This window comes from Winogradskya humida (assembly GCF_016862215.1).
Classification (GTDB): Bacteria; Actinomycetota; Actinomycetes; order Mycobacteriales; family Micromonosporaceae; genus Actinoplanes; species Actinoplanes humidus.
This window is the reverse complement of record NZ_BOMN01000059.1, coordinates 58,766-74,937: the sequence shown is the minus strand read 5'-3', so window position 1 is coordinate 74,937 and position 16,172 is coordinate 58,766. Positions and strand designations below refer to the sequence as shown.

Annotated in this window: 16 protein-coding genes; 3 read left to right on the top strand and 13 right to left on the bottom strand. The window is 71.3% G+C overall.

The genetic code is table 11. The features are described 5' to 3' along the window. Nucleotides 1-32: 32 nt before the first annotated feature. From Ahu01nite_RS23770 to Ahu01nite_RS23735, 8 genes are all read right to left on the bottom strand, one after another. Nucleotides 33-710: a hypothetical protein gene (locus tag Ahu01nite_RS23770; RefSeq protein WP_203838803.1), complete on the bottom strand. Its 678-nt coding sequence runs from the start codon at nt 708-710 to the stop codon at nt 33-35. Then, complete coding sequence (locus Ahu01nite_RS23765; RefSeq protein WP_203838802.1) at nt 710-1,327, bottom strand: hypothetical protein; 618 nt, start codon at nt 1,325-1,327, stop codon at nt 710-712. Before Ahu01nite_RS23765 ends, Ahu01nite_RS23770 begins: the two co-directional genes overlap by 1 nt. Next, nucleotides 1,324-2,595 (bottom strand): PQQ-binding-like beta-propeller repeat protein, encoded by a 1,272-nt coding sequence (locus Ahu01nite_RS23760; RefSeq protein WP_203838801.1) that lies wholly within the window; start codon nt 2,593-2,595, stop codon nt 1,324-1,326. Before Ahu01nite_RS23760 ends, Ahu01nite_RS23765 begins: the two co-directional genes overlap by 4 nt. Before the next feature lie 4 nt (nt 2,596-2,599). Beyond that, nucleotides 2,600-3,943 carry an outer membrane protein assembly factor BamB family protein gene (locus Ahu01nite_RS23755; RefSeq protein WP_239159079.1) on the bottom strand — a complete coding sequence of 448 codons (1,344 nt, stop codon included), beginning with the start codon at nt 3,941-3,943 and terminating at the stop codon, nt 2,600-2,602. Continuing rightward, nucleotides 3,919-5,217, bottom strand: a complete 1,299-nt coding sequence (locus Ahu01nite_RS23750) for an outer membrane protein assembly factor BamB family protein (protein WP_203838800.1) — start codon at nt 5,215-5,217, stop codon at nt 3,919-3,921. Before Ahu01nite_RS23750 ends, Ahu01nite_RS23755 begins: the two co-directional genes overlap by 25 nt. Nucleotides 5,218-5,333: 116 nt before the next feature. Continuing rightward, nucleotides 5,334-7,259, bottom strand: a complete 1,926-nt coding sequence (gene dxs, locus Ahu01nite_RS23745) for a 1-deoxy-D-xylulose-5-phosphate synthase (protein WP_203838799.1) — start codon at nt 7,257-7,259, stop codon at nt 5,334-5,336. A 91-nt stretch (nt 7,260-7,350) separates the two neighbouring features. Then, a complete protein-coding gene (locus Ahu01nite_RS23740; RefSeq protein WP_203838798.1) occupies nt 7,351-8,607 on the bottom strand; it encodes a class I SAM-dependent RNA methyltransferase in 1,257 nt (418 codons plus the stop codon). Further along, nucleotides 8,604-10,658, bottom strand: coding sequence for an APC family permease (locus tag Ahu01nite_RS23735; RefSeq protein WP_239159078.1), 2,055 nt, complete (start codon nt 10,656-10,658; stop codon nt 8,604-8,606). The genes Ahu01nite_RS23740 and Ahu01nite_RS23735 overlap by 4 nt, the downstream gene beginning before the upstream one ends. Before the next feature lie 113 nt (nt 10,659-10,771). Between Ahu01nite_RS23735 and Ahu01nite_RS23730 the strand changes: the two genes are divergently transcribed. After that, nucleotides 10,772-11,437, top strand: a complete 666-nt coding sequence (locus Ahu01nite_RS23730; protein ID WP_203838796.1) for a potassium channel family protein — start codon at nt 10,772-10,774, stop codon at nt 11,435-11,437. Beyond that, nucleotides 11,434-12,114: a potassium channel family protein gene (locus Ahu01nite_RS23725; RefSeq protein ID WP_203838824.1), complete on the top strand. Its 681-nt coding sequence runs from the start codon at nt 11,434-11,436 to the stop codon at nt 12,112-12,114. The genes Ahu01nite_RS23730 and Ahu01nite_RS23725 overlap by 4 nt, the downstream gene beginning before the upstream one ends. Before the next feature lie 3 nt (nt 12,115-12,117). Here the strand turns inward: Ahu01nite_RS23725 and Ahu01nite_RS23720 are convergent, their stop codons facing one another. The 4 genes from Ahu01nite_RS23720 to dut all read right to left on the bottom strand — a co-directional run bounded on the left by Ahu01nite_RS23720 (nt 12,118) and on the right by dut (nt 14,644). Further along, nucleotides 12,118-12,927, bottom strand: a complete 810-nt coding sequence (locus tag Ahu01nite_RS23720; RefSeq protein WP_203838795.1) for a DUF3159 domain-containing protein — start codon at nt 12,925-12,927, stop codon at nt 12,118-12,120. After that, nucleotides 12,924-13,319 (bottom strand): OB-fold nucleic acid binding domain-containing protein, encoded by a 396-nt coding sequence (locus Ahu01nite_RS23715; protein WP_203838794.1) that lies wholly within the window; start codon nt 13,317-13,319, stop codon nt 12,924-12,926. The genes Ahu01nite_RS23720 and Ahu01nite_RS23715 overlap by 4 nt, the downstream gene beginning before the upstream one ends. A 117-nt stretch (nt 13,320-13,436) precedes the next feature. Continuing rightward, nucleotides 13,437-14,156 carry a DUF3710 domain-containing protein gene (locus Ahu01nite_RS23710; RefSeq protein ID WP_203838793.1) on the bottom strand — a complete coding sequence of 240 codons (720 nt, stop codon included), beginning with the start codon at nt 14,154-14,156 and terminating at the stop codon, nt 13,437-13,439. A gap of 20 nt (nt 14,157-14,176) precedes the next feature. After that, complete coding sequence (gene dut / locus Ahu01nite_RS23705; RefSeq protein ID WP_239159077.1) at nt 14,177-14,644, bottom strand: dUTP diphosphatase; 468 nt, start codon at nt 14,642-14,644, stop codon at nt 14,177-14,179. A gap of 78 nt (nt 14,645-14,722) precedes the next feature. Between dut and Ahu01nite_RS23700 the strand changes: the two genes are divergently transcribed. Next, complete coding sequence (locus Ahu01nite_RS23700) at nt 14,723-15,217, top strand: DUF3093 domain-containing protein (RefSeq protein WP_203838792.1); 495 nt, start codon at nt 14,723-14,725, stop codon at nt 15,215-15,217. On the opposite strand, the gene Ahu01nite_RS23695 is transcribed toward Ahu01nite_RS23700, so the two are convergent. After that, the gene (locus tag Ahu01nite_RS23695; RefSeq protein WP_438874816.1) at nt 15,186-16,049 is read right to left on the bottom strand and encodes a hypothetical protein; all 864 of its coding nucleotides are present in this window, start codon (nt 16,047-16,049) and stop codon (nt 15,186-15,188) included. The two genes, Ahu01nite_RS23700 and Ahu01nite_RS23695, sit on opposite strands and share 32 nt — an antisense overlap. Nucleotides 16,050-16,172: the final 123 nt, after the last annotated feature.

The window sequence follows — 16,172 nt, the reverse complement described above, 5'->3', positions numbered from 1 at the left end:
TAAAGGGGCTGTAAGTGCAGGCTACCGGCCAGTCACCGAATGTCCCAGATGGCGACGGAGGCATCCAGCCGGCGGCAGGCGAGGAAGTCGGTGGTGGCGGTGCAGTCGCCGGAGATGCCGGTGGCCGTGCCGAGCAGACGCAGGGCCGGCACGGCGGGGTCCAGCAGGCCGTAGTTGACGACTGTTCCCTCCTGACGCAGCAGGAGCACCGTACCGTCGGGGCGCACCGAGCCGGACGGCTGCCATCTGCCGTAGTCGGCGAGCACCTTGCCGGTGACGGGGTCGATGACGGCGAGCGGGAACCTGCCGGGCACGGCGTCGCCGACCTCGGTGCCCCGGACCATCAGGGCGGAGCCGACCGCGGTTGCCGTACTCCATCGGTCGGTGCTCCAGCGGACCGCACCGGTCGCGGGGTCGAGGGCCTCCAGGCCGTCGGCGAGGCCGAACACGCAGATGCTGCCCGCACAGTCGGGCTCCACGTAGCTGTCGTCGGTGAGATCTATCGGGACGGTCCAGCGCGCGGTCAGATCAGTCATACCGTACGCGGTGAGCCCGCTCTCCCCCTCGGTCAGCATCGCCTCGTCGCCGGCCCAGACGGCGATCCCCTGCTGGTTCCAGGTCGGATCCGCGGGCAGGTCGACGGCGTGAAGCAGCGCACCGCTGACCCCGTCGTGCAGCTCCACGTGCCCGTCGGGGGCCGCCGTCACCATCAGGCGCGGGAAGCCTTCCCCACCCTCGTCAACTCCCCGTCCTCCGGCGTCCGCATCGACCAGCGGAGCTTGCCGGTGGCCACGTCGATGGCGGACCAGTCCTGGTAGTCGCTGGAGCCGAGCAGCCCCAGCCCGGTGGCCGCGGAGACGCTCACGAGCTGGGCGGGCACCTTCCACGACGGCTGCGCCGCACCCAGCCGGATCCCCATGGTGGTCGGGGGGTCGGGGTAGACCGGTTGGTACGACACCAGCAGCATGTCGCCGGCCGAGGCGACCAGCCCGACCATGCCGAGCTGACCGTTGTCGCCGATCGGGGTCCGGGCGAGCACTTCGCCGCCGGGCAGCGAGTAGGTGGTGACCACCCGGCTGGCGGCGCTGGGCGGGCTGAGCACGTGCAGCCTGTGGGGGTCGAGATAGATGGACTCGCCGACCCGTACCGGCACGATCGCCGGGACCCGCTCGGCCGGGAGGCGGGCCGCCCCGCCGAGCAGCACGAGCAGCAGGATCGAGAGCGCGAGGAACGGTGACCGGGGCATGCGGAAACGGCGGATCCCGGGTGCCGGGCGATCGTCGGAGGGGTCGTGCGGACGGTCGAGATCGATCACCGCGTCGGTCACCGGGTCAGCTTAGGCATCGACCAGATCGCGATCGAGGCATCCACGCGGCGGCAGATCAGAACGTCCGGGGTGGCGTCGCAGTCCCCGGAGATGCCGGCGGCCGTGCCGAGCACGCGAAGGGCTCGCGCCGCCGGATCGAGCAGGCCGATGTTGAGCACGTCACCGGTCAGGTGCGTCACGATCGCGGTGCCGTCGGCGCGGAGCACACCGGTCATCCGCCACCGGCCGAAGTCCGCGAGCCGCTTGCCGGTTGCGCCGTCGAGGATGGCGAGCGGGTACAGCGCGTTGTAGGCGCCGGCACCGTTGTCGCCGCTGACGATCAGCGCGGACCCGGCCGGGGTGACGGTGGCCCAGCCCGGCTGGCGCCAGCGCGGTGCGCCGGTCGCGGCGTTGTGGATCTCCAGGCCGCCCTCGAAGCCGACGACGCAGAGACCGCCCGCGCAATCGGGCAGCACAAAACGCTGCTGCAGGTCGAAGGTGGCGGTCCAGCGCTGGGTCAGATCGCGCATCGCGTACGCGGTGACGCGCTTCGGCCCACCCGCCAGCAGAAGATCGCCGACGGGCATGAGCGAGATCCCGAGGCCCGGCCAGCTCTGGGTGTCCGGCAGTTTCGCGGCCCGGACCACCGTGCCACCGGCCGTTTCGATGATCGTCACGGTGCCGTCGGTGGTGGCCTGGATCAACCGGTCCTCCCCGGCCAGAAACGTGAATCCCTGGGGCGGCTCGGCAACCGTCCACCGGCGCTGTCCGGTGACCAGGTCCAGGCCGGACCAGGTGCCGTCCTCGGCGCGCATCACCGCGCTCCGGTCGGCGACGGAGAATGCGAAGACCTGGGCGGGCACCCGCCAGGACTCCGTCTGCGCGCCGAGCCTGGTCGCAACGGTTGACACCACCTGGGAGTCGTTCTCCCGGTAGGACACCAGCAGGAACTCGCCCACGGTGGCCACCGCCTGGACCGTGCCGGAGGCGACCATCCGGGTCCGCGTGATCAGCTCGCCGCCGGGCAGCCCGTACGCGCTGACCCAGCGATACTGCTGGTCGGGTGGGTCGACGACGTACAACCGCGGAGAACTGCGGTCGATGAACGTGCTGTCCCCGAGCCGGGCCGGCACGTTCACGACCGCCGGCTCGCCGAAGCTCGGCGCCGCGCCGCCCAGCAGGCAGGCCAGCGCCACCGCGGCAACGACGAATGTCGATCGGGGCAGCCGGAAGCGCTTTTCCGCGGGGGGTTCGCGAACGGTACCGAGATCGATCAGAGCGTCGCTCACGCCCTTACCCTAGGTATTGATAGACCTCGGCGCTGCCCCCGACGCGGCAGGCCAGGAATTTGTCGTCGCGCTCGCACGCGGCGGCCGCCCGGGGGATCCGTCCGAGCAGCTGGATCGCGGGTGCGCCGCGCCGGAGCAGGCCGAGCACCAGTCCGGCTCCGGGCTCGGGCCGCATGAGCAGATATCCGCGGGAGTCCGAGAGGTCGACAAAGCTCGACCAGGTGCTGAGCTCGACCCGGACCCGGCCGGTGCCACGGTCGACGACCCGCTGCGGCGCCGAGAGCGAGCGCAGCTCGAGGATCGCGTCGTCGCCGAACGCGACCAGGTCGAGGTCGTTGCCCGCGCTCCACAGCGCGGTGCCGGTGCGCGGGTCCAGCACGGTCAGGTCGGTACGCGTCTTGCGGCAGGGCAGTCCCACGCAGGTCGACGAGCTGCCCTGCGAGTCGGGCTGGTCCTGCTGCCAGCGTTCGTCGAGCGTGTCGAGGGCGTACGCGATGACCTCTCCGCCCTCCCCGAACGCGCCGTGATGCACCAGCACGGTGTCCCCGGCGACCTCACCCCACATCGGCCACGCCCCGCTGTCCTCGACGGCCCGTTCCCGCAGCACCTCCCCGGTCGACGGCGAGCGCACGGTGACCCGGTCGGCCGAGAAGACGACCACGACGTCGCCGGTCCAGACGGTGGCGACCGAGCCGGGCACGGTGACCGACCACAGGTGCCGGCCGGTGGCGAGCTCGACGCCCTCGAGCGAGGTGCTCAGGGCGGGTTCGGTGTGCAGGGTCTGGCTCGTCGTGCCGTAGAGGCGGCCCGGGTCGCCGGACTCGGGGTCGTATTCGGTACCGGCCCGGAAACTCTCGCTGGTGACCATCCCCCGGCCGGCGGCGAGCGCCTGGAGCGGGGTCGGTGACCGCCAGCGCAGGGCTCCGGTGCCGCCGTCGAGCACGGTGGTCGAGCGGGCCACGTTGACCATGAGCAGGCCCGGCACCCCGGCGGAGAGCGAGTAGTAGCCCTCGGCGCTGCCCTGCGGCCCCTGGACCCGCCACAGCCGGCGACCGGTCGCGGCGGACCAGGCGGTGATCATGGGCGGGTCGACGGCGAAGTCCGCGGCGTAGAGCCGGCCGTCGCCGATCACGAAGTCGGCGTCGCCGAGCGGGATGTGCCCGGTGTGCCGCAGCAGCATCGACTCGGGGCGGGCGGCACCGCCGAGGGCGAGGACGAGCAGGACGCTGAGGAACAGGCCGAGACGACGGTAGACGTACGCCGGGGGCGGTCCGCCGACGGGCTGAGCGGGGGCTTCGGTGCTCAGCTCGATCAGCGCCACGGTCAGCCTTTCCGCTGGTACGCCCACACCGCCAGATCACCCGAGGTGGAACGGCACGCGAGCCGGCCCGGCGCTGACTGGCAATCCGCAGTGCCGGCCGGAAGTGCCGCAAGGATCCGGGGTAACGCGTCGCCGGGGGCGGCGACCGCGACCATGGTACGACCGGCCTCGGCGGGACGGGTCACCAGCAGGTGGTCACCGCCGTCCCCGCCGACCAGCCGCCACCCGTGCAGACCGGTGAGCACTTTGCCGGTCGCCGGGTCGACCAGCCCGATGGGATCGTTCTCCCCGGCGGGCGTCCCGAACGCGACGAGCAGGCTGCCACGCTGGTCGACGCCGCGCCACTCCGGCTGGAACCACTGCTCGGTGCCGTCCCGCGGGTCGATCGCGCGGACGCCGTCGGGGCCGGTCAGGCACGCGTAACGGCCGCAGGTGGTGATCCCGAAGGCGAAGCCGGCCGGTCGGGTCCAGCGGAGCCGCAGGGTGAGCGGGTCGAAGGCGGAGACCATGCGCCCGGTCGGGGTGGGGTGGCGCAACAGGATCAGGCCCCCGGAGACGACGGGGTTGTCCGGACCGTAGTCGGCGGGTGGCAGCGGGCCGGCGGCGAGTTTCTCGCCGGTGACCAGGTCGTGCAGCGTCGCGGTGCGGTCGTCGTGCACCAGGAGCATGCGGGCGCCGTCGTCGGCCGGCCCGGGCACGCCGAGCAGCACGGCGGTGGACGGCACCGGGACCTCCCAGCGGGTCTGCCCGGTGGCGGGATCAACGGCGTCGATCGCGCGCTGCACCCGCCGGCCGACCGAGGTGAAGCTCTTGACCGGGGTGACGGCGAGCAGCGTGGGCGAGCCCGCCACGGTGGTGACGCTGTCCGCGCGGCGCCAGCGCACGCTGCCGTCCTGCAGGGAGACGGCCCGGGTGGCGCTGGTCAGCGAGCGGAGCAGCAGCAGGCCGCCACCGATGGTGAGCCGGTAGGTGGGCGTCTCGGTGCCGGCCTGCCAGAGCTTGGCGCCGTCGGCCAGGTCGAACGAGGCGAGGGTGCCCTGGGTCTGGGCGAGCAGGGTGCCGTCGTCGGTCATCGCATACGGATCCGCGGGCCCGACCTGGATCGTGAGCAGCGGCGTCAAGGCCGGCGGGGGCGGGCCGGCCGAGGCGGTGGCGGCGAGCAGGACCAGCACGGCGGCCGCGACCGGCCACAGCCAGCCGGGCATGGTCGAACGGGTCGGTGACACGTATTCCGCCGGCTCGCCGCGGGCAGTGCCCAGATCGATGACCACCGTCACGCCGCCGAACGTCTCCGCCGCCATACCCTCAAAGGTAACGGCTAGATAACGAAAACGCCCGGCGCGCGGGAGCGAGTTATTTCGCGGGCCCAGTTTCGCGGGCCCAGTTATTTCGCGGGCCCGGTTATTTGGCGAGCCGGTTATTTGGCGGGCTGGGGCTCCGAATCGGACGCCTGGATACGCGAGACCCATTCGGTGACATCCCGGGCGATGTCCTGCGCGGTCAGCCCGAGCGAGGCGAGGATCTCCGCCCGCGTGCCGTGCGGGTGGAAACCGGCCGGCACACCCAGGTCACGCAGCGGCACGTCGACGGCGTTGTCCCGCAGCATGCTCGCCACGGCCTCGCCCACACCACCGGCCCGGACGCCGTCCTCGACGGTGACCACGAGGCGGTGCCCGGCGGCCAGCGCGGCGAGCTCGACCGGGGCCGGGCGCACCCAGCGCGGGTCGACGACCGTCACGCCGTAACCCTGCTCGGCGACCCGCTCGGCGACCTCCATGCCCAGCTTGCCGAACGCACCCACCGCGACGAGCAGCACGTCCTTGCGGTCGTCCTCGCGCAGCACGTCGACCGGGCCGACGCGGCGCAGCGCCGGGAGGTCGGCGTTGACCGAGCCGGTCGGGAACCGCACGATCGTCGGGCCGTTGTCCACGGCGACGGCCTCGCGCAACTCCTCGCGCAGCGTGGCGGCGTCGCGCGGGGCGGCGATGCGCAGACCCGGCACGACCCCGAAGACGCTCATGTCCCAGATGCCGTAGTGGCTCGGGCCGTCGGGACCGGTGATGCCCGCCCGGTCGAGCACGAACGTGACGGGCAGCTCGTGCATGGCGACGTCGAGCAGCACCTGGTCGAACGCGCGGTTGAGGAACGTCGCGTAGACGGCGACGATCGGGTGCAGCCCGCCCATGGCCAGCCCGGCCGCCGAGGTGGCGGCGTGCTGCTCGGCGATGCCCACGTCGTAGACCCGCTCGGGGTACTTCTTGGCCAGCGCGGCGATGCCGGTCGGCTCGGCCATCGCGGCGGTGATGCCCACGATGTCGGGGCGCTCCCCCGCCAGCTTGACGAGCTCCTCGGCGAAGACGTTGGTCCATTTGACGGACGGCTTGGCGGTCAGCGCCCCGGTCTCCGGGTCGAACGCGCCCGGACCGTGGAAGTTGTCGGCTTCGTCGTCCTCGGCGGGCCGGTAACCGAAGCCCTTGCGGGTGACCGCGTGCACGATGACCGGCGCGTTGAAGCCCTTGGCCCGGCGCAGCGCCGACTCCATGGCCTCGATGTCGTGCCCGTCGATCGGGCCGATGTACTTGATGCCGAGGTCCTCGAACATCGGCTGCGGGCTGACCGCGTCCTTGATGCCCTTCTTGACCGCGTGCAGCACCTCGAACGCCGGCTTGCCCACCACCGGGGTCGAGCCGAGCGCGTTCTTCACCAGGTCGAGCACCCGCTCGTAACCCGGGTTGAGGCGCAGCGTGGAGAGGTGGTCGGCGAGCCCGCCGATCGTCGGCGCGTAGGAGCGGCCGTTGTCGTTCACGACGATGACGAGCTTGTTCTTCGCCGCGGCGATGTTGTTGAGCGCCTCCCAGCACATGCCGCCGGTCAGCGCGCCGTCGCCGACGACCGCGACCACGTGCCGGTCCTCGCGGCGCAGCGTGAACGCCTTCGAGAGGCCGTCGGCATACGACAGGGCGGTCGAGGCGTGCGAATTCTCGATCAGGTCGTGCTCGCTCTCGGCCCGGCTGGGGTAGCCCGACAGCCCCCCGCGCTGGCGGAGCTGGTCGAAGCCGTCCTGCCGGCCGGTCACGATCTTGTGCACGTAAGCCTGGTGCCCGGTGTCGAACAACACCCGGTCGCGCGGGGAGTCGAAGACCCGGTGCAGCGCGAGGGTCGTCTCGACCACCCCGAGGTTGGGCCCGAGGTGCCCGCCGGTGCGGGAGACCTTCGCGACCAGGAAGTCACGGATCTCCGCGGCAAGCAGGGTGAGCTGCTCAGAGCTCAAACGCTTGAGGTCGCCGGGCGTCCTGATGCCGCCGAGGATGCCGGTCGTCGTCTGATCACTGCGCTCGCTCATAGGGGCACAGTCTATCGGCGCGAAGCTCGCCCGCATCCGGCACGGACGGCCATACCGGGGTCCTCCACAAAACCTGCACACATCCCGCCGGTCACTGCGGCACCACCAGCGCCACGCATTCGACGTGCTGGGTCATGGGGAAGCAGTCGTACGCCCGCAGCTGCGCGACCTTCCACCCCAGCCCCGCGAACGTCTTGAGATCCCGGGCCAGCGCCGCCGGATCGCACGCCACATACGCGATCGCACGCGGCGAGGCGTCCACCATCGCGCGCACGACCTTGGCGCCGGCACCCGTGCGCGGCGGGTCGAGCACGATCAGGTCGACCGGACCGGCGGGGCGGCGGCGGGCGAGGGCGACCTCGACCTTCGCCGCGATGACCTCCGTGCCGACCAGGTCGGCCAGGTTGCGCCGGGCGGCGACGACGCCGATCGGGGACGATTCCACGACCGTGGTGCGGGCACCGGTACGGCCGTTGAGCGCGGCGGCGAACAGCCCCGCCCCGCCGTAGAGGTCCCAGGACGTCTCCCCCGGCTGCGGGTCGAGCAGCTCCAGCACGGCACCGACGAGCGTGTCGGCGGCGGACGGATGGATCTGCCAGAAGCCGTCGGCGGGCACGTGCCATTCCCGCCCGGCGGCCAGCTCACGCACCTCGACGGAACCCGCCTCGGGTGCGCTGTTCACCTCGTCGAGCAGGTCACCGGCGCTGCCGACGGTCGCTCGCGGGATGACCACCACGTCGCCACCGGTGGAGGCGACGGTCTCGATCGAGGACGCCTCCGGCCACGTACGCGTGGTGATGTCGAGGGCCTGGATGCCGGGGTGGGCGATCCGGCAGCGGTCCACCGGCACGACCTCGTGCGAGCGGTGTTTGAGCAGGCCGGGGCGGTCGGCGGCGTCGACTGCGTACCGCACGCGGGAGCGCCAGCCGAGTGGGCCACCGGGCAGCGGCTCCACGCGTACACCCAAATCTTTGATCTGGATCTCGCTCAGACCGGCCATCCGGGTGAGCAGGTTGTGCACCACCTCGGTCTTCCAGTCGAGCTGCGCGGCCGGGGCGACGTGCTGCAGGTCGCAGCCGCCGCACTTGCCGGGACCGGACCACGGGCAGGGCGGCTCGACCCGGTCGGCGGAGGCCTCGTGGACGGTGATCGCGTCGGCTCGTACCCAACTCTTGTGCAGCTCGGTGATCTCGGCCGTGACCTTCTCACCGGGCAGGGCGTGCCGCACGAAGACGACCCGGCCGTGCTCGCCACCGAGCCGGGCGACACAGTGACCGCCGTGGGCGGGCGCGCCCACGGTCAGCTCCACCAGGTCGCCCTCGACGAGTTCCACGGTCTCTACGGTCACTTGGGGGACTCCTCGGGTTCCGCGGCCGGATCGGGCGTGGCGGTGGTGGTGGCGGGTGCGGGCAGACGGGTGCGGGGGCCCCGGCGGGGTGCCGAGCTCAGGCCGCGGTCGTAACGGTCGAGGTCGCGGTCCTGGCTGGAGCGCAGCTGCCACGGGACGCTGGTGACCATGACGCCGGGCTCGAAGAGCAACCGGGCCTTGATCCGCAGCGCGCTCTGGTTGTGCAGGAGGTTCTCCCACCAGCGGCCGACGACGTACTCGGGGACGAAGACCGTCACCACGTCGCGGGGTGAGCCGCGGCGCACGCCCTTCACGAAGTCGATGATCGGGCGGGAGATCTCGCGGTAGGGCGAGTCGACGACGGTGAGCTGCACCGGGATCTGCCGGCGCTCCCATTCCGCCTGGATCTTGCGGGTGTCCTTGTCGTCCACGTTGACCGTGACGGCGGTGAGCGAGTCCGGGCGGGTGGCCTGCGCATACGCGAGCGCCCGCAGCGTCGGCTGGTGGACCTTGCTGACGAGCACCACCGCGTGGTTGCGCGACGGCAGCACGAACCGTTCCTCGGTGGGCTCCAGCTCCTCGGCGACCCGTGTGTAGTGCTTACGGATGCCCAGCATGAGCAGGTAGATGAAGATCATCGCGGCGATCGCGATCCAGGCACCGAGCAGGAACTTCGTGATGAGTACGACGACCAGCACCGCACCCGTCAGCGCCATACCGACCGTGTTGATCGTGCGCGAGCGGTACATCTGCCGGCGTTTGAGCGGATCTCGCTGGGTGCGCAGGAGCCTGTTCCAGTGCCGGATCATGCCGGCCTGCGACAGCGTGAAGGAGACGAAGACGCCGACGATGTAGAGCTGGATCAGCCGGGTGACCTGGGCGTCGAACGCGACGATCAGCACGATCGCGGCCACGGCGAGGAACAGGATGCCGTTGCTGAACGCCAGCCGGTCGCCGCGGGTGTGCAGCTGGCGCGGCAGGTAGCGGTCCTGGGCGAGGATCGAGCCGAGCACCGGGAAGCCGTTGAACGCGGTGTTCGCGGCCAGGAAGAGGATCAGGGCGGTGACCGCACCGACCAGGTAGACAAGCGCCGAGCCCTGGCCGAAGACCGTCTCACCGAGCTGCGCGGTGACCGTCTTCTGCACGTAGTCGGGCGGCCCGCCGATGATCTGCGACGCGTCCTCGACGAACTGCAGGTGCGTGACCCGGGCCAGCAGCACCATGCCGACCAGCATGGTGATCGCGAGACTGCCGAGCAGCAGCAGCGTGGTGGCGGCGTTCTTGCTCTTCGGCGGCTTGAACGCGGGCACGCCGTTGGAGATGGCCTCCACACCGGTCAGCGCCGCGCAGCCGGACGAGAACGTGCGCAGCATCAGGAAGACGAACGCGAAGCTGGTCAGATGGTGTTCCTCGGCGCTGATCACCAGCCCGGCGCTGGGCGCGCGGAGGTCCTGGCCGAGCACGAAGACCCGGACCAGGCCGGTAACGATCATGCCGACGATGACGATGATGAACGCGTACGTCGGAATGGCGAACGCCGTGCCCGACTCCCGCAGCCCCCGCAGGTTGAGCGCGGTTAGGATGGCGACCGCGGCGATCGCGATGCCGATCTTGTGCTCGGCGACGAACGGCACCACGGACCCGAGGTTGCTGACCCCGGCGCTGACCGACACCGCCACGGTCAGGATGTAGTCGACCAGCAGCGCGCTGGCCACCGCCACCCCGAACCGCGGCCCGAGGTTGACCGTCGCCACCTCGTAGTCGCCGCCGCCGGACGGATAGGCGTGCACGTTCTGCCGGTAGCTCGCGACCACCGTCACCATCACGACGGCGACCGCCAGCGTGATCCACGGCGAGATCGTGAACGCCGTCGCACCGGCGATCGAGAGGGTCAGGAGGATCTCGTCGGGGGCGTAGGCCACGCTCGACAGCGCGTCGGAGGCGAACACGGGCAGCGCGATCCGCTTCGGCAGCAGCGTGTGCGCCAGCTTGTCGGAGCGGAAGGGCCGGCCGAGTAACAGCCGCTTGGCTAAGGACGTCGAACTCGCCACAAGGCCAAAGCGTACGGCTGCCCGCGCCACGCCGCCGGGCGCCCCGGCCAGCGGCGGTCGCACGGGCATGGCACGCTCTGCGTGTCAGCCCCGTTTCGGAGAGGCGCGTAAAAGTGCACGTGGTGATCATGGGCTGCGGGCGGCTCGGCTCGACGCTCGCGCACAAGCTCGACGCTCGCGGCCACTCGGTCGCGATCATCGACCGCAACGCCGACGCCTTCCGCCGGCTCGGCGCTGAATTCGGTGGCACGACGATCACCGGCATCGGCTTCGACCGCGACGTGCTGCGCGAGGCCGGCATCGAACGCGCCGACGCCTTCGCCGCGGTGTCCAGCGGCGACAACTCCAACATCATCTCCGCACGGCTGGCCCGGGAGAATTTCGGCGTGGCCCGCGTGGTGGCCCGCATCTACGACGCCCGCCGTGCCCAGGTCTACGAGCGGCTCGGCATCCCCACCGTGGCGACGATCCGCTGGGCCGCCGACCGGATGGTGCGCCACCTGATCCCGGAGGGCACGGTCGAGGTCTTCCGCGACCCGACCAGCGCCGTCTCGATCGTCGAGGCCCCGCTGCACCGCGACTGGGTCGGCCAGACCGTCAGGTCGCTGGAGGACAGCACCGGCGCCCGGGTCGCCTACCTCGTACGCTTCGGCATCGGCTCGCTCGCCACCCCGAATACCGTGCTGCAGGACGGTGACCAGGTCTTCTTCGTGGTCACCGACGACATCGTCGAGGGTGTGCTGGCGGCCGCCGGCAGCGCCGGGCTCGGAGGTCACTGACCATGCGGATCGCCATCGCGGGCGCCGGCAACGTGGGCCGGTCCATCGCCCAGGAGCTCATCGGCAACGGCCACCAGGTCATGCTCATCGAGCGCGCCCCCGCCCAGCTGCGCCCGGAGCGCGTCCCCGAGGCCGAATGGATCCTCGCCGACGCCTGCGAGGTCAGCAGCCTCGAGGAGGCCGACGTGGCGGGCTGCGACGTGGTCATCGCCGCCACCGGCGACGACAAGGCCAACCTGGTCTGCTCGCTGCTGGCGAAGACCGAGTTCGCGGTCAACCGGGTCGTCGCCCGCGTCAACCGCGCCGAGAACGAATGGCTCTTCACCGAGCAGTGGGGCGTCGACGTCGCGGTCAGCAAGCCCCGCCTGATGGCCGCGCTGGTCGAGGAGGCCGTCACGGTCGGCGACCTGGTCCGGCTGATGACGTTCCGCCAGGGTCAGGCCAACCTTGTCGAAATCACCCTGCCGTCCGACGCGCCCTATGTCGGCGAGCCGGTCCGCTCGGTCCCGCTGCCCCACGACTCCGCCCTGGTCGCCATCCTGCGCGGCAAGCGGGTCCTGGTCCCCACCCCGGACGACCCGCTCGAAGCCGCCGACGAACTCATCTTCATCTGCACCGCGGAGGTGGAGGACGAGGTCAGGGCAGTCGTTCTGGGCAAGGCCGCGGACCTCGGCTGAGCGTCACGCCTTCTCGGGAGCGGCCTCGAGGGCCTGGGCTGCCGTCACGCGGTGGACGGCCCAGGCGGTGTAGGCGAAGGTGGCAGCGTAGATGGGCCAGCTGATCAGGATGCGGACGATGCCGATCGCGTTGGCCTCGTCGGCGAGGTAGAGCCAGCCCTGGACGCCCGCGCGGACGAACAGCGAGACCGCCCAGACCAGGGTCAGCCACTGGAACGTACGGAACAGCCGGCTGTTGTGGAACCAGTCGTGCTTGCCGCCGTTGGCGAGGACGCCCCAGACGTACCCGATGATCGGTCTGCGGACCACGACCGAGCCGATCAGCAGGACCACCTGGCCGAGGGTTAGCAGAATGCCCGGCAGGTAGAAATTCTTGGCGTCGCCAGTGCGGTAGGCGAGATAGGCGCCGACCGCGATGCCGAAGATGCCGTTGACCGCGTGCCGGACCGGCTGTTTGCGGCTGAGCCTGTACGCGCCGATGGCCAGCGCCGAGCCGACGCTGCCGCCGATCGCCCAGTAGAGCGCGGTCTTCTTCTCCAGTCCGAGCCCGATGTCGCCCAGCAGCACGTTGAGCAGCACGAACGCCAGCACCGGCACGCTCGACTCGATGAGCCCGCGCACCCCGCCCAGCTGCTCGGAGATCTGCTCGCTCATCGAGGGCAGCTCGTCGTCGACCTTCTCCGGCCCCTTCGCCGGGTGTTCCGTCACCGGGTGCAGGTCGAGCTCCTCGACAACTTCCTCGACAACTTCCGCGGCTACCCGCTCGCCGGCCGTCTCAGCAGCCGCGTGTTGGGGTTCATGGCCGGGTGTCACCGGGGCGCCTCCAGCTCGTAGTACGGGTTGTAGATGACCTTGCGTTCGTCCCGGATCGCGATCCGGCCCCGCGCGGTGAGCTGGCGGCCCGGCTCGATGCCGACGATCGAACGCCGGCCCAGGAAGACCAGTGTGACCACGTCGCTGCCGTCGTAGAGGTCCGCCTCCAGCGTCGGCAGGTTGGTCCGGGGAGTGTATGCCACGGTCCGCAGCCGCCCCGAGACCGAGACGACCTGGCCGCGGTGGCACTGGGTGGCCGGAACCGCCCCGCACTTGCGGCTGTCGCGCTGCAGCTCCTCGGCGTCCAGCTCCTCCTCGGAGGCGGTCAGCCGTTCGAAGAACCGGCGCAGCCCGTGACTGCGCTCTTCGGTGGTGCGCTCTTCGGTAGTCATGGCCCGTGACACCTCATCGTCGGCAAGCCTGGATACGCAGCCGGTTGGGCCCGCGCATCCACGGTACGCCCGGCACGCCCGGGTGATCGACGTCACCCGGGCGCGAATTCGATCAGATCAGTGGATGTGCCGGCCGTTCGGGCCGTGATCATGGCCGTCGTGCGAGTGGTCGTGACCCTCGTGTGAGTGGTCGTGACCCGCGTGGGCCTCCTCGGCAGCTGCCGCCATCTCCTGCGGCAGCCGCAACGGGAGGGGCTCGCGGACCGGGCGGGCCTCGTCGTCACGGACCACCACGACACCGCGCAAGCACTCGCCCAGCACACCCTCGTGCCTCGGGTCGGCGGCAGCCGGGCCCTGGAACAGCGCACGCAGCAGCCACCGCGGGCCGTTCACGCCCACGAACCGCACATCCGCCGGGCCGTCCGGGGTGGTGACCCGGGCCGCCAGCTCCACGCCCCACGGGCCGTCGAACTCGTGCGCCGGCACCCCGTCGGTCTTGATCGTGGCGGCGATCTCGTCGCGCACCTCGTCCCAGATGCCCTCGCTGCGGGGCGCCGCGAAGACGTTCAGCTGCAGTGCGCTGTTTTCGTGCACGAGCACGATCTGCTCGACGCCGCCGTCCGGGTTCGCTTGCACCCGCACCTCGACACCGTCGATCGCCGGGATCAGCAGGCTGCCGAGGTCCAGTCGCTGGACCCCCTCGGGTGCCTGCCGGCTGTCCCACGGCCCGAAATCAGGCGCCGGCGGCAGCCCGCCCATGCTCTGGACGAGCGCCGCGGGTCGGGGCGCGTCGTCCGGGCGTACGTGCCGCGGGACTCCGCGCTTGCGGGAGAACATCTGCTTGCCACCTTCCGGAACTATTCAGACGTCAGGGCGGCGTGACCGCCCGTGGAACCGTGCCCGCCGGCCCCGCGCTCGGTGCCGGGCAGCTCATCGACGACGTGGAACACGGCCCGCTCGACCCGCTGGAACACCAGCTGGGCGATGCGATCGCCGCGGGAGATCTTGACCGTGTTCGCGAGATCGTGATTGATGAGCACGACGAGGATCTCTCCCCGGTAACCGGCGTCGACCGTACCGGGCGCGTTCAGCACGGTCACACCCAGCTTGGCCGCCAGCCCCGAGCGGGGATGCACGAGGCCCACGAACCCCTCCGGGATCGCGATCGCCAGGCCCGTGCGGACGGGCGCGCGCTCGCCGGGGGCGATCTGCACGGACTCGGCCGCATACAGGTCGGCGCCGGCGTCGCCGGGGTGCGCGTACGAGGGCACGGGCAGGCCGGGGTCGAGGAGGCGGACCTGGATCTCCAAGACGAATTTCCTCACGTCGGATCGGAATCGGGCGGCACCCACCCTGCCATCCTGCCGTCGGCAGGGGCGGAGGCGCGCCGTACCCTCACCAGCGTGACACCCGAGCCTTCGACACGCACGGCGGCCCCGGCCGGGTACGCCGAACGGCTGCGCGCGCCGTGGTGGATGTGGCCGACCGCGCTGGGCGTCGGCGGGCTGCTCGCGGCCGAGATCTGGATGGGGTACGACGGGCTGCGCGCCTGGGTCCCCTTCGCGATCCTCCTGCCGGTCTCCCTGCTGGGCCCGTGGTGGCTCGGTCGCATCCGCGTCGCGGTCACCGCCGGCGAGCTCCAGGTCGACGACGCGCGCCTGCCGATCGGCGTCATCGCCGAGGTGGTGGCGCTGGACGCGGACGGAAAGCGCGAGGTCCTGGGCGTCGGCGCGCACCCGCTCGCGTTCGTCATTCAGCGGCCGTGGATCGGTGGCGCGGTACAGGTGGTTCTCGACGATCCCGCCGACCCGACCCCGTTCTGGGTCATCAGCACGCGGCACCCCGTCGAGCTCGCCACCGCCCTGGTCACCGCAAAGCGCGCTGCTGCTTCTTCCTGAGGTCCTTGATCAGCTTCTCGCCGAGGGAGCGGGTCGCCCGGCGGTTCAGGTAACTCGCCACGGCCGCACCGGTCAGCATCGGACCCATCGTGGTCAGGTTGCGCCCGAAACGCCGTAAAAGTGTCTTCTGCAGCTCCTGCCGGGCCGCCGTGCCGAGCACCGAGGCCACGCCGACACCCGGCACCAGAGGATTGACCCCACGCTGCCCGGACCAGGCCTGCACCAGCGACATCGCCTTCTGCCCGCCGGAGCCCTCGACCGGCTGCGCGTACACCTCGTGCAGCTCGCCGATCAGCTTGAGCTCGATGGCGACCACAGCGACGGTCTCCGCTGCCAGCAGCACCGGCGCGGAGAGCAGGGTCGGAGCGGCGACCCACTCGAGGGAGGCCACACCGCCGCCGGCCGCGCCCACCCCGGCGGTCGCCCGCGCGGCGTTGCGGACCAGCCGCTCGGCGAGATCGTCGTCGTCGAGGCCGCTGAAGTGCCGGCGCAGCGTCGCCTGATCCCGCACGGGCACGTGCGGAGCCACGTCGGAGACCACGTCGGCCATCCACTTGATCGCGGACTTCGGGCGGAACATCTGCCCGAGCCCACGCTTGCGCACGTCACCCACGAGGCGGCCCAGGAGCCTGCGCCGCTTGTCCGGGGCGAGATCGTCAGCCGTCAGCTCGGCCACGGTGGCGCCGATCTCAGCGTCGACAGCCACCTTCTCGTCGGTTCGCACCAGATCCGTTCCTGGTGCGGTGCCCCCCGCACGGGGAGCTGGGTCGACCTCGATGAGCTCTGGCCCCGGCTCTGCGGTCGGTACCGAGTTCTCTTCTGGGCGGCTCATGGTGGTCGACCTCCCCGTTCGTCTGCCGTTGGCGGGTCACATACCCATCCTCGCGGGCGGGCACACAACATCACCCGTCATGTGTCCCTGAACTTCTCAAGGGTTGGCCTGAGGTTTTCAGGG